At 75.6% G+C, this 23,047-nt stretch carries 23 protein-coding genes and 1 tRNA gene; 11 read left to right on the top strand and 13 right to left on the bottom strand.

From position 1 onward, the window contains the following. The first annotated feature begins 62 nt into the window (after nt 1–62). Nucleotides 63–1,040: an AIR synthase related protein gene (locus PHK61_RS07690; RefSeq protein WP_274280388.1), complete on the top strand. Its 978-nt coding sequence runs from the start codon at nt 63–65 to the stop codon at nt 1,038–1,040. Nucleotides 1,041–1,045: 5 nt separating this feature from the next. On the opposite strand, the gene PHK61_RS07695 is transcribed toward PHK61_RS07690, so the two are convergent. Beyond that, the gene (locus PHK61_RS07695; protein WP_274280389.1) at nt 1,046–1,384 is read right to left on the bottom strand and encodes a hypothetical protein; all 339 of its coding nucleotides are present in this window, start codon (nt 1,382–1,384) and stop codon (nt 1,046–1,048) included. 89 nt (nt 1,385–1,473) lie between these two features. Here PHK61_RS07695 and PHK61_RS07700 point away from each other — a divergent pair, with 89 nt between their 5' ends. Beyond that, the gene (locus PHK61_RS07700; RefSeq protein ID WP_274280390.1) at nt 1,474–1,866 is read left to right on the top strand and encodes an OsmC family protein; all 393 of its coding nucleotides are present in this window, start codon (nt 1,474–1,476) and stop codon (nt 1,864–1,866) included. Here the strand turns inward: PHK61_RS07700 and larC are convergent. Genes larC through PHK61_RS07720 form a run of 4 tightly spaced genes read right to left on the bottom strand, consistent with a single transcriptional unit; the run spans nt 1,853 to nt 5,092 of the window. Continuing rightward, on the bottom strand, nt 1,853–3,046 hold the full coding sequence (larC, locus tag PHK61_RS07705) for a nickel pincer cofactor biosynthesis protein LarC (protein ID WP_274280391.1): 1,194 nt from the start codon (nt 3,044–3,046) through the stop codon (nt 1,853–1,855). The genes PHK61_RS07700 and larC overlap by 14 nt on opposite strands. Further along, complete coding sequence (larB, locus tag PHK61_RS07710; RefSeq protein WP_274280392.1) at nt 3,039–3,704, bottom strand: nickel pincer cofactor biosynthesis protein LarB; 666 nt, start codon at nt 3,702–3,704, stop codon at nt 3,039–3,041. The genes larC and larB overlap by 8 nt, the downstream gene beginning before the upstream one ends. Next, the gene (gene larE, locus PHK61_RS07715) at nt 3,701–4,516 is read right to left on the bottom strand and encodes an ATP-dependent sacrificial sulfur transferase LarE (RefSeq protein WP_274280393.1); all 816 of its coding nucleotides are present in this window, start codon (nt 4,514–4,516) and stop codon (nt 3,701–3,703) included. The genes larB and larE overlap by 4 nt, the downstream gene beginning before the upstream one ends. A gap of 60 nt (nt 4,517–4,576) precedes the next feature. Beyond that, nucleotides 4,577–5,092, bottom strand: coding sequence for a hypothetical protein (locus PHK61_RS07720; RefSeq protein ID WP_274280394.1), 516 nt, complete (start codon nt 5,090–5,092; stop codon nt 4,577–4,579). 104 nt (nt 5,093–5,196) lie between these two features. Here PHK61_RS07720 and PHK61_RS07725 point away from each other — a divergent pair, with 104 nt between their 5' ends. Next, entirely contained in the window at nt 5,197–5,961 is a 765-nt protein-coding gene (locus PHK61_RS07725; protein ID WP_274280526.1) for a bestrophin-like domain, read from the top strand. Between the two features lie 34 nt (nt 5,962–5,995). Here the strand turns inward: PHK61_RS07725 and PHK61_RS07730 are convergent, their stop codons facing one another. Next, nucleotides 5,996–7,552, bottom strand: coding sequence for a thiamine pyrophosphate-binding protein (locus PHK61_RS07730; RefSeq protein ID WP_274280395.1), 1,557 nt, complete (start codon nt 7,550–7,552; stop codon nt 5,996–5,998). A 97-nt stretch (nt 7,553–7,649) separates the two neighbouring features. Here PHK61_RS07730 and PHK61_RS07735 point away from each other — a divergent pair, with 97 nt between their 5' ends. Further along, nucleotides 7,650–8,177: a pyridoxamine 5'-phosphate oxidase family protein gene (locus tag PHK61_RS07735; protein ID WP_274280396.1), complete on the top strand. Its 528-nt coding sequence runs from the start codon at nt 7,650–7,652 to the stop codon at nt 8,175–8,177. Beyond that, nucleotides 8,174–9,421: an FAD binding domain-containing protein gene (locus PHK61_RS07740; RefSeq protein ID WP_274280397.1), complete on the top strand. Its 1,248-nt coding sequence runs from the start codon at nt 8,174–8,176 to the stop codon at nt 9,419–9,421. The genes PHK61_RS07735 and PHK61_RS07740 overlap by 4 nt, the downstream gene beginning before the upstream one ends. A 3-nt stretch (nt 9,422–9,424) precedes the next feature. On the opposite strand, the gene PHK61_RS07745 is transcribed toward PHK61_RS07740, so the two are convergent. Then, nucleotides 9,425–10,198, bottom strand: a complete 774-nt coding sequence (locus PHK61_RS07745) for an SIR2 family NAD-dependent protein deacylase (RefSeq protein WP_274280398.1) — start codon at nt 10,196–10,198, stop codon at nt 9,425–9,427. Between the two features lie 128 nt (nt 10,199–10,326). Between PHK61_RS07745 and PHK61_RS07750 the strand changes: the two genes are divergently transcribed. Then, nucleotides 10,327–10,857, top strand: coding sequence for a hypothetical protein (locus tag PHK61_RS07750; protein ID WP_274280399.1), 531 nt, complete (start codon nt 10,327–10,329; stop codon nt 10,855–10,857). Between the two features lie 158 nt (nt 10,858–11,015). Here PHK61_RS07750 and PHK61_RS07755 read toward each other — a convergent pair whose 3' ends face one another. Both PHK61_RS07755 and PHK61_RS07760 read right to left on the bottom strand, forming a co-directional pair. Continuing rightward, nucleotides 11,016–12,608: an IS1182 family transposase gene (locus tag PHK61_RS07755; protein WP_274280400.1), complete on the bottom strand. Its 1,593-nt coding sequence runs from the start codon at nt 12,606–12,608 to the stop codon at nt 11,016–11,018. Between the two features lie 65 nt (nt 12,609–12,673). Further along, the gene (locus PHK61_RS07760) at nt 12,674–13,108 is read right to left on the bottom strand and encodes a DUF6194 family protein (RefSeq protein WP_274280401.1); all 435 of its coding nucleotides are present in this window, start codon (nt 13,106–13,108) and stop codon (nt 12,674–12,676) included. Nucleotides 13,109–13,344: 236 nt separating this feature from the next. On the opposite strand from PHK61_RS07760, the gene PHK61_RS07765 reads away from it, so the two are divergent. The 4 genes from PHK61_RS07765 (at nt 13,345) to PHK61_RS07780 (ending at nt 18,159) form a co-directional block, all read left to right on the top strand. Continuing rightward, nucleotides 13,345–13,417 (top strand) — tRNA-Arg (locus tag PHK61_RS07765). A gap of 365 nt (nt 13,418–13,782) precedes the next feature. After that, nucleotides 13,783–14,457 (top strand): hypothetical protein, encoded by a 675-nt coding sequence (locus tag PHK61_RS07770; RefSeq protein WP_274280402.1) that lies wholly within the window; start codon nt 13,783–13,785, stop codon nt 14,455–14,457. 271 nt (nt 14,458–14,728) lie between these two features. Further along, nucleotides 14,729–17,047 (top strand): Hsp70 family protein, encoded by a 2,319-nt coding sequence (locus PHK61_RS07775; RefSeq protein WP_274280403.1) that lies wholly within the window; start codon nt 14,729–14,731, stop codon nt 17,045–17,047. 203 nt (nt 17,048–17,250) lie between these two features. Next, nucleotides 17,251–18,159 carry a CHAD domain-containing protein gene (locus tag PHK61_RS07780; protein ID WP_274280404.1) on the top strand — a complete coding sequence of 303 codons (909 nt, stop codon included), beginning with the start codon at nt 17,251–17,253 and terminating at the stop codon, nt 18,157–18,159. A 31-nt stretch (nt 18,160–18,190) separates the two neighbouring features. Here the strand turns inward: PHK61_RS07780 and PHK61_RS07785 are convergent, their stop codons facing one another. After that, nucleotides 18,191–18,703 (bottom strand): L,D-transpeptidase, encoded by a 513-nt coding sequence (locus PHK61_RS07785; RefSeq protein ID WP_274280405.1) that lies wholly within the window; start codon nt 18,701–18,703, stop codon nt 18,191–18,193. A 353-nt stretch (nt 18,704–19,056) separates the two neighbouring features. Between PHK61_RS07785 and PHK61_RS07790 the strand changes: the two genes are divergently transcribed. After that, nucleotides 19,057–20,940: a serine/threonine-protein kinase gene (locus tag PHK61_RS07790; protein WP_274280406.1), complete on the top strand. Its 1,884-nt coding sequence runs from the start codon at nt 19,057–19,059 to the stop codon at nt 20,938–20,940. Here the strand turns inward: PHK61_RS07790 and PHK61_RS07795 are convergent. The 3 genes from PHK61_RS07795 to PHK61_RS07805 all read right to left on the bottom strand — a co-directional run bounded on the left by PHK61_RS07795 (nt 20,906) and on the right by PHK61_RS07805 (nt 23,035). Continuing rightward, nucleotides 20,906–22,225 (bottom strand): class I SAM-dependent methyltransferase, encoded by a 1,320-nt coding sequence (locus PHK61_RS07795; RefSeq protein ID WP_274280407.1) that lies wholly within the window; start codon nt 22,223–22,225, stop codon nt 20,906–20,908. The two genes, PHK61_RS07790 and PHK61_RS07795, sit on opposite strands and share 35 nt — an antisense overlap. Nucleotides 22,226–22,237: 12 nt before the next feature. Then, entirely contained in the window at nt 22,238–22,393 is a 156-nt protein-coding gene (locus tag PHK61_RS07800) for a hypothetical protein (RefSeq protein WP_274280408.1), read from the bottom strand. 108 nt (nt 22,394–22,501) lie between these two features. Next, entirely contained in the window at nt 22,502–23,035 is a 534-nt protein-coding gene (locus tag PHK61_RS07805; RefSeq protein WP_274280409.1) for a hypothetical protein, read from the bottom strand. Nucleotides 23,036–23,047 lie beyond the last annotated feature (12 nt).

Here is a 23,047-nt window from a genome sequence, read left to right on the forward strand (position 1 = left end):
GCCGATGTTAGATCACATAATGAACGGGCAACCACTATCGATGACGATGGGACGTGACCCGGGTGACCCCTGCTGAGGCTCCCGTCCGCGACCTCCACGCGCTCGCCCGCCGCGTCGCCACGCACCCCGGCACCCGTGGCAAGGCGGCGATCGGGCTGGTCAGCGAGGTCTTCGGCGGCGCCGACTGGCTGCGGGGCCCCGGCGACGACGGCGCGGTCGTGGAGACCGGCGGCGGGCGCGTGGTCGCCTGCGGCGAGGCGCTGTGGCCGCCGTTCGTGGCGCGCGACCCCTGGGGCGCCGGGTTCGCCGCGGTGCTCACCAACGTCAACGACGTCGCCGCCATGGGCGCCGAGCCGCTCGGCATCGTCAACACGGTCAGCGCGTCCGAGGGCCACGCCCGCGCCGCCCTCGAGGGGATGAGGCACGCCTGCGCCCTCTTCGACGTCCCCGTCCTCGGTGGGCACCTCACGAGCCACGACGGCGAGCCGTCGATCTCCGCGTTCGCGCTGGGCGCCGTGGACCAGCCGCTCTCGGTGACCCGCGTGGCGCCCGGGCAGGGCCTCGTCGTCGCGGCCGCCCTCGACGGCACGATGCGCCCCGACTTCCCCTTCTTCCCCGCCTTCGAGCAGCGCGGCGGGCGCTGCGCCGGCGATGTCCGGGTGCTTGCCGCCCTCGCGCGCCGCGGCGCCGCCGTGGCGGCCAAGGACGTCAGCATGGCGGGCCTCGTCGGCTCGCTGGCCATGCTGCTGGAGTGGGGCACCTTCGGGGTCGAGGTCGACCTGGACGCCGTGCCGACCCCGGCCGGCGTCGACCTCGGCGACTGGCTGACCTGCTTCCCGAGCTTCTGCTTCCTGCTCTGCGTGCCCCCGGGACGCGAGGCCGACGCCGTCGGACCGTTCCGGGCGCGCGGGCTCGAGGCGGCCGTGGTCGGGCGCATCGACGAGACCGGGCGGGTGCGCCTGCGCCGCGGCGACGAGGTGGCCGACGCGTTCGACCTGACCCGCGAGGGCGTCACCCGGCTGACGCGGGACGACCGGTGAGAGCCTCAGAGGGCGCACCGGACCCCGGTCACCGGCGCGCCCCGCAGCGCCACGTCCGCGGCGAGCGCGAACAGCCGCAGGACGCGGTCGGGGCACCGCCACACGTGGTCGGACGCGAAGTCGAGCCACGACTCCGGCGACAGCACGTCCTCGTGCGTGTAGTCCAGCTCGCCCCACGTCACGGCGATCTCGAAGAGGTCCAGCACGGCGTCCGGGTCGGACTCCACCGCCAGCAGGCGATCGTGGTGGGCGCTGCGGCGACGCGACGGGGCGCAGCCGCACCGGACGGGCCCGAGGTCGGGGGTCAGCGGGACGACGACGTCGCTCGCGACGGACCGGGTCATGCTGCCCTCACCTCCGGGGACGGTGACGCTGTGACGCGAGACACTGTGCTCCGCGCTGTTGCACCGGTGTTGCACGCGGGTGCGACACGGTGACGAAGCGTTCCGTGGGCGCCGTCTGGGAGGGCGGCATGCGCTGCACGGTCGACGCCGGCGGCTTCCCCCTCGTCGTCGACGAGCCGCCCGAGGCCGGCGGCACCGGGCAGGGACCGCAGCCCACCGAGCTGCTCCTCGGCGCGATCGCGTCGTGCTTCACCCTCGCGCTGGCCCACAGCGCCGCCAAGCGCGGGATCGCGCTGCGCGGGCTGTCGGTGGACGCGACGGGCACCTACGACGGCCCGCGCTTCACCGCGGTGGAGATCGCGGTGCGCGCCGAGGCACCGCGGGGCGAGGAGCTCGCGCGGCTCGCCACGGTGGCGGAGCGGGTCTGCTACGTCACGAACACCCTGCGCGGGAACCCGCCGATCGCGATCACGACGACCTGAGCGCGCGCCGGGCCCGCTCGGCCACCTCCGCGGCGGGCAGGCCCAGGGCGCGCGCGGCGGCCTCCACGTCGGCGATCTCCGGCTTCGCCCGCTCGGTGCCGTCGCCGAGCTGCGCGATCTTCACGGCGATCTCGTGCGCACCGACCCGCACGGTGACCGCGCGCCGCGGCAGCGTCGCGCGGTGCCGGGACGACCAGCGCAGCCCGATCGTCGTGGTGTGCCGGAACACCGCGTCGGCGACGGCCGGGCGCACCGCCTCGTCGCACACCGCCGACAGCACGTGCCCGGGCCGTCCGTGCCGGGCGACGATCGGGCTGGTCCAGCAGTCCCACGCGCCCGCCGCCCGCACGGCCTCGAGCACCGCGGGCCAGAGCTGCGGGTCGAGGTCGTCCACGGTGGCCTCGAGGACGACCACCTCGCCGGTCCGGACGGCGTCGGTGACGGGCGCGGCCCCGAGGACGACGCGGGTGACGTTCGGCCGGTCCGGGGTGTCGCGCGCTCCCCCGCCGACACCGACCGCGCGCACGGTCAGCGCCGGGAACGACCCGGGGCGGGCGAGCGCGGCGAGCAGCGCGGCCCCGGTCGGCGTGGTGCGCTCGCCGGCCAGGTCGTCGCCGCCCAGCGCGAGCCCGTGGCGGGCGGCGAGCTCCACCACCGCGGGCACCGGCACCGGCAGCCGCCCGTGCGCGGCGCGGACCGTCCCGCTCCCGGCGGCCAGGGGCGAGCACACGACCGCGGCGCCGTCGGCGAGCAGCCCGAGGTCGTCGGCCGCCGCGACCACGCCGACGACGTCGGCGAGCGCGTCGTGGGCGCCGACCTCGTGCAGGGTCACGTTCTGCGACGACGTCCCGTGCACCGCGGCCTCGGCCTCCGCGAGCAGCGTGAACGTCCGGCGGGCGGCGTCCGCAGCACGTCCGGAGAGGGCACTGCGGTCGACCAGGGGGAGGATCGCCGCGAGGTGCCGGTGCGTCGGGTCGTCGCCCGGCGCGGTGACGTGCGCCCGGCGGCACCGCAGACCGCCGCGGCGGTCGGTGTCGGTGTGCACGGCGAGCCCGGGCACCCCGAGCGACGCGACCGCCGCGCGCACGCGGTCCTCGTCCGCCCCCGCGTCGACCAGGGCGGCAAGCAGCATGTCGCCGGCGACGCCCGCCGTGGCGTCGACCCAGCAGGCCTCACCCACCGGCCGCCGACCTCTCGATCTTCGCCGCGTGCACGGCGGCACCGAACCCGTTGTCGACGTTGACCACGACCAGGCCCGGGGCGCAGGTGGCCAGCATGCTCGCGGTGGCCGCGAGGCCCCCGGCCGCGACCCCGTACCCGACGCTGGTCGGCACCCCGATCACCGGCGCGGCGACCAGCCCCGCGACGACGCTCGGCAGGGCCCCGTCCATGCCCGCGACGACCACCACCACGTGCGCGGCGCGCACCCGCTCGAGGTGCCCGAGCAGCCGGTGCAGGCCGGCGACGCCGACGTCGGGGACGAGCTCCGCCGCGACGCCCAGCACCGCCAGGGTCGCGGCGCACTCGCGGGCCACCGGGACGTCGGCCGTGCCCGCGGTGAGCAGCACCGTGTCCCCCACCGGCACGGGGACCGCGCCGACGACGACCGTGCGGCCCACCGGATCCACGGCCACGGGCTCGCCGGGGAACGCGTCGGGCGCGGCGGCGAGCACCGCGTCGGGGCAGCGCGTGGCGAGCGCGGGCCCGGACGGGTCGCCCCGCCGCAGCGCCGCCAGCAGGGCGAGCGTCTGCCCGGTGGTCTTGCCGGAGGCGAGCACCACCTCGGGGACCCCGGTGCGCCGGCGCCGGTCGTGGTCGAGCTCGGCGTGCTCGGTCACCCGCGCTCCACCGGCGTGAGCACCAGGTTGAGCGAGCCGGACCGGAACGGCCGGTCCTCGACGACGACCTCGTCGTACCCGGCGGCCCGGACGACCTCGTGCACGCGCGCCCGGGCCCCGTCGTCGAGCGCCGCCAGCTCGTCGGCGCCGAGCTCGACGCGCGCCAGCGTCCCGAAGTGGCGGACCCGCAGGATCCGCAGGCCCAGCGCCTTGAGGCCCGCCTCGGCCCGGTCGACGCGCGCCAGCACGTCGACGCGGACCTCCGTGCCGTAGGGCAGCCGCGAGGAGAGGCACGGCGAGGCGGGCTTCTCGGCGCTCGGGACGCGCAGGAGCCGCGCGATCGCCCGCACCCCGTCCTTGCCGATCCCGGCCTCGAGCAGCGGGTGGCGCACGCCGTGCTCGGCGGCGGCGCGCAGGCCCGGACGCCAGTCGCCGAGGTCGTCGGCGTTGGCGCCGGAGACCACGACGGCCCCGCCCCGGCCGGCCGCGAGCCCGTCGAGGCGGTCGTAGAGCTCGCTCTTGCAGTGGTAGCAGCGGTCGCGGTCGTTGCGCCGGTAGCCGGGACGCTCCAGCTCCGCGGTGTCGACCACCTCGTGCGCGATCCCCAGCGCCCGCGCGACCTCCCGCGCCCCGTCGAGCTCGCCCGAGGCCAGCGCGGGCGACACCGCGGTGACCGCGGTCGCGCGGGCGCCGAGCTGCTCCACCGCGACCGCGGCCACCACCGACGAGTCGACCCCGCCCGAGAAGGCGACGACGACCGGCCCCGACGCGCGCAGGCGCCGGCGCAGATCCCCGAGCCGCTCCTCGATCACAGGACCTCCCGTGCCGGTGTCGCCGCCAGTCTCGCGCGCACGACGCCGGCGTGGTGGGGGTCAGGCCCGGTCGGCCACCTTCGCGGCCTTCTTCCCCGCCTTGAGCTCCGCGACGGCCGCGCGCTTCTCGGCCTTCGCCACCCGCCTCTCGGCCTTCTTCTCCGCGCGCCGGGCCCCGTTGCCCAGCACGAGCGCCACGCCGATGCCCAGCATCCAGATGTCCTTTGCGATGGGCGTGCCCTGCTGGGTCGGGCGCAGGTTCCCGTCGTGCATGCCCGGCGTGCGCAGGTAGAGCCCGAGCATGCCCGCGGAGAAGCCGCTGAGCACGAGGCCGGCGAGGCGGCCGGGGACGAACGGCGCGAGCAGCGTGGTGCCGACGGCCATCTCCCCGACGGAGACGGCCTTGAGGAAGGTCGGCGGGTCCATGTCCTCGAGGAACGGGTAGGTACCCGCGGCGAAGCCGTGCAGCCCGGCAGCGGTCTCCTCGTCGCCCGACCACTTCTGCAGGCCGGAGTTGAGGATGAAGGCGCCCGTCGCGAGACGCTGCGGTACCTGGGCGAGGTCGACTGTGGTCATGGGCCGATCGTGCGCCCGTGTCGGCGGGCGCGCAGCGGCGGGTCGGTCCCCCGGGCCCGCTACGCTCCGCCCGTGCCCGCCGAGGACCGGGACCAGCGGTGACCATGCTCCCCGTCTGGCTGCTCTTCGTGCTGCTCGTGGTCGTGGGGCCGCTCCTGGTCCTCGGGCTGCAGGTGCTGGTGCGCCGGCGCTGGCCCCACCTCGCCGAGGGCGAGCACAACGACGTCGCCGGCTACCTCATCGCCATCGTCGGCGTCATCTACGCCGTGCTGCTGGCCTTCGTCGTCGTCGTGACGTGGCAGCAGTTCAGCCAGGCGGGCGAGGTCGTCGGCCAGGAGGCGAGCGCGCTGCGCGGCCTCTACCGCGAGAGCGTCGCGTTCCCGCCCGAGGTCCGTGAACAGATCCAGGGCGACGTCCGCGACTACGCGGCGGTGGTGATCGCCCACGAGTGGCCCGCGATGGGCCGCGGCGAGCCCGGGCACCCCGCGGTCGCGGCCGCGCTCGACCGCACCGCCGCGCACCTCGCCGCCCTGCCCACCGACACCCCGATCCAGCAGCAGTACGTGGCCGTCGAGGCCGACCGGTTCGCCGAGGTGGTCTCCTACCGGTCCCAGCGCCTCGACTTCGTCGGCCAGGGCCTGCCCGGCGTCCTCTGGGTGGCGCTGGTGCTCGGCGGGGTCGTCACGATCGCCTTCGGGCTGATCTTCGGGCTGCGCAGCACCGCCCTGCACCTGTTCATGACGGGCAGCCTCGCGGCGACGATCGGCGTGCTGCTCTTCGTCGCCATCGCGATCGACCAGCCGTTCCTCGGTGACGTCGCGGTGCCGCCGGCACCGATCCAGCGCGTGCTGGACGACTTCGCGCGCTGAGACCGCGCCGTCACCCGCACCGTCACCCGCGCCGTCACCCGCGCGTCGCGGCGAGGACCGCGGCGTAGGACGCGGGGTCGATGCGGGCGTCGACGAGCCGCGGACCGCGACCGGACCGGGCCAGGACCGCGTCCAGCGCGGACCGCGAGGCGACGACGTCGGCCGGCATGCCCATCGCGGCGGCCACGGCCGCGAAGTCGATCGCCCCGTAGCGCACCGCGTTCGCCGCGCCCTGGCCCGCGGTCTGCTTGATCTCGATCAGGCTCAGCGCGGCGTCGTCGAACACGACGACGGTGACGTCGAGGTCCAGGCGCACGACCGTCTCGAGCTCGGCGAGGGTCATCCCGAGCCCGCCGTCGCCGACGCAGCACACCACCGGCTCCCCCGGCCGGGCCAGCGCCGCCCCGATCGCCGCGGGCAGGGCGAACCCCATGGTGGCCAGGCCGTTGGAGATCAGGACGCGGCGCGGCGCCCGGGCCGGCCACAGCGGCATGGCCACGAGCATGTGGGCGCCGGCGTCGACGGTCAGCGTCGTGGTCGGCCCCGCGCACCCGGCCAGCGCGCGGACGACCTCGTGGGGAGTGAACCCCGCCCCCGCGGGCTCGAGGGCGGCGAGGGTGCGGCGCCGGTGCCCGGCGGCGGTCCCGGGCTCCCACCGCGGGTCGAGGACGTCGAGCAGCGCCGGCAGCGTCCGCGCGAGCGGCCCGACGACGATCTCCGGCTCCCCGAACCACCGGCCGTCGAGGGGCTCGGGGTGCAGCATCACCACGGGCGCGCCGTGCGACCACGCGGACGGGATGGGCTCGACGGGGTCGACGCCGACGGCGAGCACCAGGTCCGCGGCCTCGAGCAGCGGGCGCTCGAGGGCCCCGCCGGTGAACAGCCCGGCGCCCGCGTCGTGCGCGACCGCGCCCGCGGCCTGGTAGGTGACGAGCACGGGGACACGCGCCGCGAGCGCCTCGAGCCCGGGCGCGTCGACGCCCGCCGGGCCGACGAGCACCACCGGGTGGCGCGCACGCCGGGCGCGGGCGAGCGCCCGGTCCAGCGCGGTGCCGTCGAGGTCCGGGAGCGGGTCGAGCCGTGGCGGCGGTCCGCCGTCGGCGGTCGGGTCGAGCTGGAGGTGCACGCCGCCGGCCGGGCCGCGGCGCGCGAGGGCGACGGCCGCCTGCGCCACCGCCGCCGGCTCCCGCGTCCCGAGCGTGCCCGACCACTTGGCCAGGGGGCGGGTGGCCGCCTCCTGGTCGAGGCGCTGGTGGGCCACCCGGGCCGCCGCCTGCCGCGGCACGGCGTCGCTGACCAGCAGCAACGGCGAGCGGTCGAGCGTGGCCTGCGCGAGCCCCGTCGCCGCGGCGGTGACGCCCGGGCCGCGGGTGACGACGGCGGCGCCGACCGTGCCGGTGAGCAGGCCGTGCGCGCCGGCCATGATCGCTGCGGCGGTCTCGTCGTGGGCGAGGACGAACCGCAGGCCCTCCTCCTCGGCCGCGCCGACGACGTCGAGGTTGGCCCCGCCGCCGGGCACGCCGAACAGCACCGGGGTGCCCGCCGCCCGCCAGGCCCGCGCGAGGTGGACCGCCAGCGCTCGTGCCGTCACGGGACTCCTGCTCAGCGTCGTCGGAGCGTTGTGCGCCTGATCACCGGAACCTACGCTCGGCCATCGGATCACGCCCACACCGTCGCGGGAGGCCGTCGTGGCCATCAGGGTCGCCAACATCAAGGACGTCTCCCAGGGCGTGCAGCCCGGCCAGTTCACGGTCGGCGACCGGCACACCGTGGGCCACCTCGGCGAGCTCGACCCGACCTACCGCCAGCTCCTCGACCGGCCGGTCACCGCGACCGTGGCCGTGCTCGGCAACGACGGGCTGCCCAACCTGACGCCGGTGTGGTTCGACTACGAGGGCGAGCTGGTGCTCCTCAACCTCGCGCACCACCGCAAGAAGGTGGGCTGGCTGCGCGCCAACCCGCACGCGACGTTCCTGCTGATGAACCCCGACGAGCCCTATCACTGGGTCTCGATCAAGACGACCGTCCACCGGGAGATCGCCGAGGACGACCCCACCGACGGCCGGCGGGTCACCGACCAGCTCGACCGCATCTGGCGCAAGTACACCGGCGACGACGGCAGCTACGGGCTGCGGGACGCCTCGGTGGGCGAGAGCCGCATCCTCTTCGAGCTGACCGTCGACAAGATCGCGACGTTCGGCGTCCCGCCCTCGTGACGACATCGACGGGTCGAGCTGCGCTGTCGGCGGGCTCGTCCGGTCGCTCCGTCTCCCTGCGCGTCGCCGTCGTCGGCGGCTCGATCGGTGGCCTCACCGCCGCCCTGCTGCTGCGCGACCTCGGCTGCGACGTGCACGTCCACGAGCGCTCGCACGCCGAGCTCGACGCCCGCGGGGCGGGGATCGCGGTGCTCGACGCCACCGTGCGCTACTTCCGCGAGCGCGGCGGGGTCGACCCGGACGGGTTCTGCTCGCGCACGTCCGCGATCCGCTACCTGTGGCCCGACGGCTCGTGCCGCCACCGGATCGACCACGCCTACCGCTTCTCGTCGTGGAACGCGATCTACCGCGAGCTCCTGGCGCTCCTCGACGCCGACCGCTACCACCTCGGCCGCGAGATGACCGCGTTCACCACCGACGACGACGGCGCGCGGGTCGCGTTCGCCGACGGGTCGACCGAGGACGTCGATCTGCTCGTCGCCGCCGACGGCATCAACTCGATCACCCGCGAGCGGCTCTTCCCCGCCGCGACCTCGCGCTACGCGGGCTACGTCGCCTACCGCGGCACCCTGGCGGAGGGGGAGCTGACCGACGCGGCGTTCGCCGAGCTGCGCGACGCGATCACCTACCAGGTGATCACCGACAGCCACGTGCTCGTCTACCCCATCCCCGGCCCCGGCGGCACCACCGTGCCGGGCGAGCGGCTGGCCAACTTCGTCTGGTACCGCAACGTGGCCGACGGCGAGCCGCTGGACCGGCTGCTCGCCGGCCGCGACGGGGCGGAGCGGCGGGTCTCGGTGCCGCCCGGGATGCTCACCGACGAGGCGGTCGACGAGTTCCGCGGCACCGCGCGCCGCGAGCTCGCGCCGCCGATCGCCGAGGTCGTCGCCGGCGCCGAGCAGCCCTTCGTGCAGGCCGTCTACGACATCGAGGTCCCTGCGATGACCTCGGGGCGGGTGGCGGTGCTCGGCGACGCGGCGTTCGCGGTCCGCCCGCACGCCGCCGCCGGGACGGCCAAGGCCGCCGACGACGCGTGGGCGCTGGTCGACGCGCTGCACGACCACGGCGTCGCCGACGGGGGCGAGGTCACCGCCGCCCTCGCCGCGTGGGAGCGCGGCCGGCTCGCCGTGGGGCGCCGCCTGCTCGAGCGCTGCCGCGACATCGGCCGGCGCTCGCAGGTCGACAACACCTGGGACCCCGCCGACCCCACCCTGATCTTCGGGCTGCACGGGCCCGGTCGCTGAGGATCAGCCGGTCAGGTCCCTGACGAGGCGCGGCAGGATCCCGCTCACGCCGCCGCGCAGCACCACCGTCGCGACGTCGTCGTAGGGGGTGGGCTCGGCGTTGACGATGACCACCGCCGCCCCGGCCGCCGCGGCGAGGTCGACGACGCCGGCCGCCGGGTGCACGCCGAGCGAGGTGCCGGCGGCGAGCAGCACGTCGGCGTCGACCGGGGCCCGGCGCGCGCGCATCAGCACGCCGGCGTCGAGCGCCTGGCCGAACGAGATCGTCGCCGACTTGAGGACGCCGCCGCACCGCGGGCACGGCGGGTCGTCCTCGCCGGCGGCGACGCGCGCGAGCGCCTCGCCCATCGGCGCACGGGCCCCGCAGCTCAGGCACTGCGTGTGGTGCATCGTCCCGTGCAGCTCGACGACGAGGTCGGGCGACGATCCGGCCGCCTGGTGCAGCTCGTCGATGTTCTGGGTGAGCAGGGCGACCAGTCGCCCCGAGCGCTCGAGGTCGACGAGCGCCGCGTGCGCCGCGCCGGGGCGGGCGTCCCAGATCGGGTGCACCGCGCGCTGGCGCCACGCCTCGCGGCGGACCTCCGGGTCCTCGACGTAGGCCTGCAGCGTCGACAGGCGCTCGGCCGCCGGGTTGCGGGTCCACACACCCTGCGGGCCACGGAAGTCCGGGATGCCCGAATCGGTGGAGACGCCTGCTCCGGTCAACACGGTCACGCGCTCCGCACGGCCGAGGAGGTCGGCGGCCCGGGCGATGTCCGGATCCTCGTCGGCACTCATGCGTTCACTGTCCCCCGTCCGGGTGGCGGCTGTAACGCGCACTTGATTCACCCCGAACACACCCGTGCGACGTCGCGAGCACCTCCGGGTGACGGAACCCCGGCTCCGGCGCGCAGGGGGAGGGTGTCGTGGGGACCCACCGTCAGTCGACATCGCGCGTCATCGGTGTGCACAGCCTGCCGATGGCCGTCATCTCGCTCATCAAGGAGCAGGCCGCGGTCCGCGGGCTGTACCGCGACCCCCTGCCCGAGGTGACGCACGCCGTGCGCACCGAGCTGGTCACGAGCACCACCGGCTGGTTCGGCCGGGGCCGTCAGCGCCGACGGGCCATCGAGCTGCTGCTCACCGCCGACGTGCTCGTCGTGACCGACCGCGACCCGGACGGACCCGACACGGACGCCCAGGTCACGTTCCACCGCCTCCAGCAGCTCGAGGTCACCCGCGTCGACGGCCCGGAGCCGGGCCTCGAGCTGGTCGGCACGCCGGTCGGCGCCACCGAGCGCGGCTCGCGCCTGATCGAGACCGACGCCGGCCCCGAGATCGCCCGGTTCCACCGCGCGCTGCTCGAGGCCGCCGAGGACTCGCGCCGCGTCGACGTGCCGGCGTCGCGCTTCCCGGCGGAGTCCGAGGTCGGCACCCGCTCGCCCGAGTTCTCCTAGGAGACCGCTGAAGAACAGGGGTTGGGGGCGGGGCGCCTCGGCAGTCGTGCTGCGGTGAGGTCGGCACCCGTGGGTGCGACAAGAGGTTGCCCCGCTCGGTGGGGATGGTGGCTTCGAAGGGGCATGGTGTCGAGTCCTTGGCTGCCGGTGCCGGCGGCTTAGACGCCGGCGAGGGCCCAGCGACCGCGGTCGAGGTGAAGACCCAGGTTCAGGAGCCGTCGCAGGTTGATCGCGGCGACGCGGGTGTGCAGCCAGGCGTTGTTCTTGGTCACCCCGCGGTGGGGGACGCGCCGGTTGCCGCGGGTGAGCCAGGCGATGGAGCGCTCCACCATCGGCCGGTGCCGGCGGTAGCTCTCGAGGTGATCGGCGCTGCGTGCCCGGAGCCGGTGGGCGCGTTGCAGGGCGTGATGGGGCCCGAGGGTCAGGCTGCGCCCGGCGATGGCGGTGGTGCAGCGCTGGCGCAGCGGGCAGCCGCGGCAGTGCGTCCCGAAGGTCACCGCCCCGCTGGCGGCGACCGGGCGGGTAACCCCGTTCGGGCAGGTCACCGTGTTGCTGGTGGCATCGTGGGTGAAGTCGTCGAGGGTGAACCCGCCAGCAACGGTCGGCCGCAGCGGCCAGGGCTTGACCATCGCGCGGTGCCCGGCCGCCTCGAGCGCGGCCAGGGCGTCGCCGGTGGCGTAGGCCGAGTCGGCCAGCACCTCGACCGGCTCACCGGCGGCACGATCGAGGCTCGGGTCGTCGGCGAGCAGGCCGATGCCGACGGTGGCGTCACTGTTGTCCGGGCCGGTGGCCTTGGTCAGTCCGGTGGCGGTGATCAGTCCGGTGTCGGGCTCGACCACGACGTGGGCCTTGAACCCGTCCTGGCGGCGCTCCCGGGACTTGTGCGCGTGACGGGTGTCGGGGTCGACGGTGGAAATCGTTCGGTCCGGGGCGGTGCGCCGCGCGATGCGCCACCGCCCATCGGTGCCATCCGAGCCCTCCGCGGGCTCGACGTCCTGGCCGGCGACCAGCGCCAACAACGCCACCGCCTGCGTGGCCTTCTCCTCGAGCCCCACGCCACCGGGATAGCGGGCCTCGAGTCCGGCCAGCACCGCCAACGCGTCGTTGACCAGCGCCGAGACCAGCTCGTCACGAGCCTGCGGGTCGTCCCAGGCGATCTCGGGCTTGCCCGGCCGCGCGTAGTCGTGGCCACTCGTGGCAACGGTGGCGATGATGTCGGCGCCGTCGGGAACCTCCCGAGCGACCCGGCGGATCGCAGCGATCAGCTGGGTCACAGTGTCCTGGCGGGCCACCGCGTCATCAAGGATGGTCGAGTCCAGCGCCCGGCGGGTCTTGCCGGCCACGGCGCCGCTTTCAGCGACGACCTGGGCGACGGTCTCGAAGATCCGGTTCGGACGGTCGGAGCCCGCCAGGCGCCGTCGCCAGTAGGTCAACGTCGACGGGTCGAACGCGGTGTCGGTGATCGCCAGCCCGCAGGCGGCCTTCCACCGCAGATCGAACGTGAGTGCCTCGACCGCTTCCCGGTCCGAGAGCCCGTGCAGCGCTTGGAGGACCAGCACCGTGGCCACCACCTCCGGCGGCACGCTCGGCCGGCCCCTATTGGTGGGGAACAGGTCGGCGAACAGCTCCGGCGGGAACAGCCGGGCCCGGTGCGCGGCCAGGAACGCGAACACGCTGCCCGGCTTGAGCAGGTGCCCCGCGACCGACTCCACATCCAGCAACTCACGCTGATCATCCGAGCGACCCTGCACCCGAGGAGGATCCCAGCCCCAGCGCCGACCACCAGCGCCGACGCGCTGACTTCTTCAGCAGTCTCCTAGGACCCCTCGCGGCGCGGGCGGCGCGCGCCCTCCCGGGCCGCCGCGTGGGCGTGCGCCTCGTCGATCAGCCGCTGCACCTCCGACCACGTGCGATCGGGGTTCAGCACGCAGACGAAGCCGTACGCGCCGTAGACGGGGTGCGGCATCAGCACGTCGAGCGCGGTGAGGTCGTGCTCGGCGGGGTCGGTGCGCCCCCCGACCACCTCGGCCGCACGCTCCCGCGGCAGCCCGAGGTTCAGACGGAACACGCCGGGCCGGTCGAGGTCCGACGCGGTGTCGTGGGCGTCGGACGTGACCACCGTGGCCCAGCCGTTGCGCGGACGCTGCGCGTAGGTGCCGTCGGAATCGCAGATCGCGTAGACGTCGCCGTCCGCCTCGACGACCAGCGTGTCGGGGAAGCGGAGCGTGGCGGTGACGGTCTCGAGGTTCATGCCCGCAGACGAGCACGGTTTCGTGATCGCTCGTCCGCATCGGGTGACCCACATCACGGACGGGCCGGAGCGGTGACGACCCCGCCGTCGCTGCTGGCTCAACGGCCGGCGGAGCCGCCCCGACCGCCGGCCGTCGGCCAGCAGTGCCCAACCGTTTCCCGATCCGGTGCCCTCCCGAAACGGCCCGGACGGGACCGGGATCGCCGCGCGGGCGCGGCCGCTACCCTTCTCGCCGGGCCCCCGTAGCTCAGGGGATAGAGCACGGCTCTCCTAAAGCCGGTGTCGCAGGTTCGAATCCTGCCGGGGGCGCTCAGGGGTGTCTCAGGACATCGGCACAGCCCCGGACCCTCACAGGTTCGCGCGGCTGGCTGGACCGGTGGCGTGGCCCCGTCGGGCGAGGTAGGCCGCGAGTGGAGTGCGTCGGGCCAGGGAGCGGTGCCCGGGGTCGGGGTGGACCCGTGCGCCATGGCGGATGCGAGGCCGCACCTCACCGTCAGGTGAGTGAAACCTGCCAGGACCGGCAGCACACCCTCACCCCGCGGTCATGGTCCCGCCTTTCCGACCTCGCGGACGATTGTTCCTGGCCCGCCCCCTGGCGGGGCGATCGACGACGGCGACGACGCCGGGGGCGGTGACGAGCGCACGGCGCGACCACCTCGCACCAGGAGACGATCATGACCAGCACGCAGTCCTCGGGCGGTCCGTATCCCGGCGGCCCATACTCCGGCGGCCCGTACTCCGGCGGCCCGTACCCCGGCGGCCAGGGCGGCCCCGCCTGGGGGCCACCCTCACCGCCGACCGGTCAGCCCCCGCCGCCCCCGGACCGGCCACGACGCAGCGCGCTCCGCGTCGTCGGCATCATCGCCTCGGTGATGGTCGGTGTCCCCGTCCTCCTCTTCGTGATGGCGATGGTGGTCACGCTCGTCCGGGGCCCGTCGTCGGCCGCTCCCGCGACGGGCCCGGGGTCGGCCGGGTCGTCCGGTCCGGGACCGGTCACGGTGCTCCAGCTCACGACCGGCGACTGCTTCAACTCGCCGGCGATCCCCGCCGACGGGTCCACCGTGGCCGTCGACGAGGTCCTTCCCGTGCCCTGCTCGAGCCCGCACACGCGCCAGGTCGTGACCACTCTCGCTTACCCGAACCTGACGTGGGAGGGCGGCGCCGAGGCGCAGTCCGGTGAGCAGTGCACGAACTCGTTCCGGACCGATCTCCGCGACGGCGTGCGGACCGACGATCGCTACCTGCCCGCGCGGATGCACGGTGTCGTGAGCTCGCCGGGCAAGAACTCCGTGTACGTGGCCTGCGTGATCGCGACGGAGGCTCCCACCACGGGGTCGGCGCTGCGCTGACGGTGCAGGACACGGAGCCTGCTCGACAAGCAACTCGTTCTCGGTGTTGACGGAGCGTGCAGCTCGCTACGCTGGTCGGTTCACACGACTGAGACCGGGCCGCGATCGGCTACGACGCTCCGTGAACGCCTCTGCACGTCGTGGGGATGAGAACGCCGCCGCGCGGATCACGGGGGCGGAGAGGAGTTCGGCGGCACGTCCGACACGGCGGGGGGGTCCGACCACGTCACGCAGGGGTGCCGACGCGCGAGACAGGCGAGGGGGAAGACCGGTGGAATACGGGCTCGGTGTCGACCTCGGCACCACGTTCACCGCCGCGGCGGTCGAGCGCCACGGGCGCGTCGAGATGGTGACGCTCGGCGACCGGTCGGCAGCGGTGCCGTCGGTGGTCCTCATCCGCGACGACGGCACGATCCTCGTCGGCGACGCCGCCGACCGCCGCGCCGTGACCGAGCCCGACCGCGTCGCCCGCGAGGTGAAGCGACGCCTCGGCGACCCGATGCCCCTGGTGCTCGGTGGGAGTCCGTATGCGGCCACCCAGCTGATGGGCCTGCAGCTGCGCGACGTGGTGAAGCTGGTCAGCGAGCGCGAGGGCGGCGCGCCCGACGTGGTGACTCTCACCCACCCCGCGAACTGGGGCCCGTACAAGAGGGAGCTGTTCAGCCAGATCCCGAAGATCGCCGGCCTCGGCCGGGTCCGGATGCTCACCGAGCCGGAGGGGGCGGCCGCGCACTACGCGTCCAACGAGCGGCTCGAGGAGGGCGCGCTCGTCGCCGTCTACGACCTCGGCGGCGGGACGTTCGACGCCACGGTCCTGCGCAAGGCCGGCAGGGGCTTCGAGATCCTCGGGACGCCCGAGGGCCTCGAAGGGCTCGGCGGCATCGACTTCGACGAGGCCGTGTTCAGCCACGTCGACCGCAGCCTCGGTGGTCCGCTCTCCGCCCTCGACCCGTCGGACCCGCACGACACCAGCGCGGTCATCCGCCTGCGCGAGGACTGCGTACGGGCCAAGGAGGCCCTCTCGGCCGACACCGAGACCACGATCCCGGTGATGCTTCCGGACCTGCAGACCGAGGTGCGCCTCACGCGCGGCGAGTTCGAGGAGATGATCCGGCCCTCGATCAGGGCGACCATCGAGACGCTCAACCGGACGCTGCTCTCGGCGGGTGTGACGCCCGACCACCTGGACACCGTGCTGCTCGTCGGCGGCTCGTCGCGCATCCCGCTGGTCTCGCAGATGGTCTCCGCGGAGCTCGGGCGACCCACAGCGGTCGACGCCCACCCCAAGCACGCGATCGTGCTCGGCGCCGCGGTGATGTCCGGCCGCGGCTTCGTCGACGACGGCGGCACGTTCACCGGGCCGCGCAGCGGGGCCGCGCCGGTGACGACGACCATGGACCGGTCCGACCCTCGCACCGGCGCGGGCCCCACCGGACCGCGTGACGCGATGCACCCACCGACGGGCCCGGTCCCGATCGGTCGGAGCGCCCCCGCCCGCCCGATGGTCCCGCCGGTGCGGCCGGCCGGGCCGGGTACCTCGGTCCCGTCCCCGGCACTCGCCACCTCCGCCCAGACGGTCGCCGGAGGCCGCCGGCGCGCGGTCACGATCCCGCGGCGCCGGCTGATCGCCGTCTGGGCGGCCGCGGTCGTGCTGGTGCTCGTCGTGGCCGGGTTCGCGTTGGTCGTGCTGGTGGGGCCGCCGGCGGCGGCGAGTGAGACGACCCTGGAGCCGGTGAACACCGCCCAGGCCAACCCGTTCCTGCCGCAGGCCGGCGGTACCGATGCTCCCGGCGTGGCCTCGCCGCCCGACGCGGCCGGCTCGGTGGGGGGCAACACCCCGGGCCTGTTCGGCGGCAGCGGGAGCAACGCGTGTCGGCGCGACGAGATGGCGGACTTCCTGGCCGGCCACCCCGACCTGGGCGCGGCGTGGGCGCAGGCCCAGGGCATCGACCCGAGCCAGATCGGTGACTTCCTGGCGCACCTCAGTCCCGTGGTCCTCCGCGCGGACACGGCGGTGACCAACTACGGGTATGCCGACGGGCACCTCACCAGCCGTGCGGCGATCCTCCAGAGCGGCACCGCGGTCCTGGTCGACGGGTACGGCACCCCACGGGTCAAGTGCTACTGCGGGAACCCGCTCACCGCACCCCCGCGCGACCTGTCGCTCCGGTTCGAGGGAACGGCGTGGCCGACCTTCGCGCAGAGCAACATCGTGGTCGTCCAGCCCGCGGCCGTGCTCGTCGACGAGCTCACCGTCGTCGACGTGGCCACCAACACCACCTACGTGATCGTCCCACCGCCGTGGCGATACGGATACGCGCCCGCGACGAGCCCGGTGAGGGGCTCGGGAACCTCGAGCACCGAGACCACGACAGCTCCTCCGACCAGCACGACCACCACCAGCACGACGGATGCCGCCACCACCACAGCTCCCACCACGACGGCACCCACCACGAGCAGCGCCTCGCCGAGGAGCACGGCGACGAGCCCCGCGAGGTCGTCGAGCCGGACACCGGGATCATCACCGACGGCTGACGCGACGAGGGGCGAAGCAGGTGCGGACGAAGCGGGCAGGTCGCCGGGCCCGTGACCAACCGTCCGGTCCTCCGAGAAACGGCCCGCCAAGGACTCGGCGGTCCTCCTGAAGCCGGTGTCCCAGGTGCGAATCCTGCTGGGCGCTCTGTGATGTCCCGGGCATCCCGGGGACCAACCCATCGAGTACCGGGGTGTGCGGACCCGCCCGTCTCGGAATCGAGATCGCCGCCGCCACCCCCTCGGTGGTAGGACGACCTCATGGGTACCGGGCCCGACGCCGGTCGCGTCGTGCTGGACATCGTGGCTGCGCGGGTGGACGCCCTGCGCGGGACGGTCGACCCGGTGCGGGCCGACGAGCCCGACGCGGTCCACCAGTTCCGGGTCGGCGCCCGGCGTCTACGGACCGTGATGGCCACCTACCGGCCGGTGCTGCGACGGGAGGTCACCGACCCGCTGCGCGACGAGCTGCGCTGGGTGGCCGGCGAGGCCGGGACCGCGCGCGACGCCGAGGTCGCCGAGGAGCACCTCACGCAGATGCTCGCGACGATCCCCGCGGTCCACGTCCTCGGGCCCGTCGACCAGCGGGTGCACGCGGTCCTCCGCCGGCGCTATCGCCGGGCCCACCGCGAGCTGGTCACCATCGTCGACGGGGCCCGCTTCGCCGACCTGGTCGCGGGACTGCAGCACCTGACCGACGATCCCCCGCTCACCGAGGTCGCCGCCGACGACGCCGCCGGCGTCCTCACCCGGTGCGTCCGCCGGGACGACCGGCGTCTGCGCGCCGCGGTGCGGGCCGTGGCCCGCGCGAGCTCCGAGCCGGATCGCGCCGAGCTCCTGCACGAGGTCCGCAAGGCGGCCAAGCGTCTGCGCTACGCCGCGGAGTCCGCCGAGGGCGTGCACGACGGCGAGGCCGCGCGCGTCGCCGCCGTCGCGAAGACCGTCCAGACCCGCCTCGGGGACCACCAGGACACCGTGGTCGAACGGGAGGTGATCCTCGAGCTCGTGGCGCTCGCCCACGCCGCGGGGGAACCGGGGTTCACCTACGGACTCCTCTACGCCGAGGCCGCCCGACGCGGTGTCGAGGCCAGGGCCCGCGGGGAGACCGTGCTGGCCGAGCTCACCGGGGACACCACGTCGTGGCCGGGTGGACCCCGTCGAGCCCCGTGACGCCGCGAGGGCCCTTGGCGCGGCGGACCTCTCAGGCGCCGCGCGCGGCGGCCTCCTCGGAGGCGTTGACGACCTGGACCTTGTCGCCGTTCTGCAGCTCGGTGAACGTGGCGCGGGCGTCGGCGGTCTCCATGCGGATGCACCCGGCCGAGGACCGCGAGGGGTCACCGGCGTGGAAGGCGATGCCCCCGTCGGCGAAGAACGTCGAGTACGGCATCGGGGCCGGCCGCCCGTCGCGGGTCGTCGACTCCCTGCTGACGTGGTGCTCCTCCTTGCGGTAGACGCGGTAGGAGTGCCCGACCGGGGTGGCCTTGCCCTCCCCGCCGGAGGCGATCCGCATCGGGCCGCGCACGACCCGGCCGTCGCGGATGAGCCACGCCTGCTGCGACTCGAGGTCCACGCACGCCCGTGCCGACACGGAGCAGGGCGTTCCCGGGACGACCGCCTCCGCGTGCGCCGCCTGCGCCACGGGGCTGGTCTCCGGGTTCGCCGTCGGGCCGCTGTCGGCCAGCGCCGGGACGGCGAGCGTGCCGGCGGTCGCCACGGCGACCACCCCGAGGCCGATGGTCGTCCACCATCTCCGGGGAGACCGAGAGGCGTCTGCCGCGCGGTGCCGGCCGACCGGCCGGGCCGTCTTGTCGATGATGGGTGGACCTCCTCCTCGCCGGGAAGCCGCTGCCTCCCCGTCCGTCGTCGCCCCCTCCATCGACGGGACGCGGCGCGCGCCCGAGCCGCCGACCGGGGGACGCCGACCCCGAGATCGATCTCGGACCGTGACCGGTGCGGCGCTCGGTGGAGGCTGCGGGCCGGTGCGCGCCGGAGCGGAAGGGCGTCCGCGTCGCGCTGAGCCCCGACGGGCGGTGGTGACGGCGTCGTCGCTGGTGGACGCTGGAGTGCGTGGCCGCCGAGCTGGGTCCCTACCGCCTGGGCCGGTCGCTGGGCAGCGGCGGGATGGGCGAGGTGTTCCACGCGTGGGACACCCGCCGCTCGCGCTGGGTCGCCCTCAAGCTGCTCCACGCCCGCTTCGGCGCCGACGAGGGCTACCGGCAGCGGTTCCGTCGCGAGGCCGAGGCGGCGGCCGACCTGCGGGAGCCGCACGTCGTGCCCGTCCACGACTACGGGGAGATCGACGGCCAGCTCTACCTCGACATGCGGCTCATCGACGGCACCGACCTCGCCACGCTGCTCCGCGCCGGCCCGCTCGACCCCCGGCGGGCGGTCGCCCTGGTCGCGCAGGTCGCCGCCGCCCTCGACGCGGCCCACGGGGCGGGGCTGGTGCACCGCGACGTCAAGCCCTCGAACGTCCTCGTCGGCCCGGACGACTTCGCCCACCTCGCGGACTTCGGCATCGCGCGCCCCGCGGGCTCGGTGAGCGTCGGCGAGGACGGCGCGGTGATCGGGACGCTCGCCTACATGGCGCCCGAGCGGCTGCGCGCCGAGCCCGCCGACGCGCGGTCCGACGTGTACGCGCTCGCCTGCGTCCTGCACGAGTGCCTCACCGGCGCGCCGCCGTTCGGCGACGGGGACCCGTCCGCGCTGGTCGGGGCGCACCTCTACCTCTCGCCCCCCGTCCTGCCCGACGACGTCCCCGCCGCGCTCGGCGAGGTCGTCGCGCGCGGCATGGCGAAGGACCCGGCGGCGCGGTACGCGAGCGCCGGCGCGTTCGCCGCGTACGCCGCCGCGGCACTGCGGCGACGCCCCACCGCGCCGCTCGACCCGCCGGAGCCGGACCCGGAGCCGCCCCCCGCCGACCGGGTCGTCGCGCCGCACCGGTGGTCCACGATCGCCCCCCGGCCGCTGCCCCGGTGGGTCCGCCGGACGTTCGTCGTCGCGCTCGTCGCCCTCGTCGTCGTCGCGGGCGTGGCCGCCGTGCGCCGCTACGCAGGCACCGGGATCTCGATCGGGATCAGTCCGGTGGCGGTGGCCTTCACCGCGAGCGGCGCCGAGGCCGTCGTGGCCAACGCGGGCAGCCGGACGGTCACGGTGCTCGACACCCGCGGGCGCGGCGTCGTCGCGGAGATCCCGCTCGGTGACGGGCGCACCGTCGGCGCCGTCGCCGACGCCGCCGGCGAGCAGCTGTACGTGGCCACCACCCGCCGCGCGCGCGACGAGCTCGTCGTGGTCGACCTGCGCCGGTCGGCCGTCGCGGCCACCCTGCCGCTCCCGGAGCCTGCGGTGGGCGCACCGGTGGTCGACGCCCGTCGGACCACCGTGTTCGTCCCGGTCCGCGCCGGCGTGCTGGTCGTCGACCTGGGGACCGGGCGGGCCGTGGGCCGGCTCGACCGGCGTCCCGGGGGCCTCGCGGCGGGCGTGGACGGCACCCGGCTGCTGGCCGTCGACGACCGCCGCTCCACCGCCGAGGTCGTCGACGTCCGCACCGGCGCCCCCGTGCGGTCGATCCGGCTCGGCGCACCCGCCCACCTCGCCGTCGCCGCCCCGGACGGCGACACCATCTACCTGGGCAGCACCGACCCGCGGCACGCCCTGACCCTCGTCGACCCCGACCGGGCCGCCCCGCTCGACGAGGTGGCCCTGCCCGGTCCGGTGTCGGGGATCGCGGTCGCCCGTGACGGCTCCCGGGTGTTCGTCACGCTGGCCACCGACCCGCCGGAGCTCGCCGCCGTCGACGTCGCGACCCGGGCGGTCAGCACGGGCTGGTTCGTCGAGGAGTTCGCCGACGGCGTCGCCCTGGCCGTCTCCCCGGACGGCACCGAGGTGTGGATCGCCAACACCGACCTGGGCACGCTCACCATCGACGACGTCTCGCGCCCGCCCGCGTAGCCGCCACCGATGAGCGCACCCCGGCCGCGAGGCCCCGCAGCACCGACGCGTGCGGCGCCGACCCCGGCCGGCGGGCGTAGCGCGGCGGGAGCCCGAGCAGGACGAAGCGCTCGACGAGCTCCGCGACCGACCCGCCGGCCCGCCCGGCCACCAGGTCCTCGAACTCCTCGGCGTCGAGGCGCTCGCCCGGCGAGGTGTAGCCGAGCATCGCCGCGTTCTCGAACGCGTACCAGGTCGACGGGAACGAGAACGCGAGCACGACGTCGTCGCCGTCGCGGCGCACCGCGTAGGCCGGGTTGATCCCCAGCGCTCCCGCGGCGTGGGGCGGCGCGTCGAACGGGCCGTGGTCGGTGAACAGGCTGCGGTCGGTGCTCGAGAAGAGCGCGAGCCACTTGCTGCGGCGCAGCCCGGCGGGGTGGCGCCGCTCGGCCAGGCGGGGGCCGTGGCCGTCGAGGTAGTCGCGGACGACCTCGTCCTCGCTGGTCAGACGCCACGGCGCTCCGCGCAGGAGAGCGACGTAGCCGGCGGCGTCCCGCTCCCCCGCGGCGTCGCGGGGCTCCATCGCGCGGTTGCCGACGCGGTCGATGAGCACCGTGTCCGCGCGGGCCACGCGACGCAGCTCGTCCATCGCGCCCTGCTGGTCGTCGAAGTAGTGGAACGCGTCGGTGCACGTGGAGGCGGCGAACGCGTCGTCGGCGAACGGCAGCGCGTCGACCCGGTCGGCGCAGACGAACGTCTGGCCGGGGGCGATGTAGCGGCGCCCCACCCACAGTTGGAAGAAGTTGCGGTCGACCCCCACCGTGCGCACCGGCCGCGCCCGCGCGCCGAGGTGGTACATCGTGTGGCCGAACCCGCACGCGAGGTCGAGCACCGGGGCGTCCGTGTCGGGCAGCGCCCGCAGCAGGGAGATCGACGCCAGGTAGCGCGGCTGCCCGTAGCGGACGAAGAAGTAGCCGAACATCTCATCGTCGATCCGCTCCGAGGACCGCAGGTAGGCGAGCTCCATCCAGTCCTGCGCGGTCAGCGCGTCGACCTCGTCGAGCATCGCGCGGACCTCGGCGCGGCGGGCGGCGAGCGCCAGCGCGGCCACGGGCCCGCGCCGCGTGAGCCGACCCGGCAGCCGCGGCGGGAACGCCAGCATCGCCACGAGCGCGTCGACGCCGCGGCCGGCGCGGAGCAGGGCCACGAGGTCGCCGGCGGTGGGGCCGTCGACCTCGGTGCGCCCCGTCGCGTGCTCCTGCACGTCCACGCGTCCGCGGCGCACCACCGGGATGCCGTCGAGCACGGGGTACTCGCCTCAGCCGCAGGTCAGGACACCGAACGACCCGGCGAACGCCGCGACGGGGGTCGGGGTGAACGCGAGCCGGTCACGGCACCAGGGGCAGGTCAGCGACACGGGCCCGTGGCTCGCGGTCGCGGGGAGGTCGGTCGGGAGGGATGCGGACAGCGTCACGCGGCAGCCTTCGAGATGGGTCGACCCCGGTGCGGGTCGAGCGGTGTCCGTGGGCACGGCGGGCCGAGCCGGCGCGGGGAGCCCCGCCCGGCGGACGGCCGGGTGGGGTCAGGCGACGGACACGGCGACGGCGGGCGGGCCCCGGTGGGGGCGGCACCGCAGGAGGGCGGCCGGGCGCCCCACGCGGGCCGCGGGCTCCGGCGGGCGCGGCCGCGGCGTGCCCGGCGCCGGCACCGGCGCGAGCCCGAGGGCGGCCCGCAGCAGCCGCAGGTGGGCGTGGCGGCCCGCGACGAGCAGCGGCTCGCTGCTCGCGACCACCACGACGAGCAGCGTGATCGCGAGCTGGAGGGCCAGCGCGGTCAGGTGCTCGGGGACGACGTGCTCGTGGTGCAGGCGCGCGGCGCCCGCCTGGGTCAGCGTCGTCAGCGCATGCGCGGCGGGCTGCACGAGCACGGCCAGGTTGACGACGACGAACAGGCCCTGCAGGCGGCCCCGCAGCGCGAGGCGGACCACGCCCACGCTCGCGGCGGCCAGGGCGACCCCGAGGACGTGCAGGAGCGACTCGTCGGCCAGGAGGTCGAACCCGCACGCGACGAGCACGACGGCGATCACCGAAGCGACCCGCGCCGAGGACCCGTTCACCACACCGACGCT

It is taken from the genome of Actinomycetospora lutea (assembly GCF_028737205.1).
Classification (GTDB): Bacteria; Actinomycetota; Actinomycetes; order Mycobacteriales; family Pseudonocardiaceae; genus Actinomycetospora; species Actinomycetospora lutea.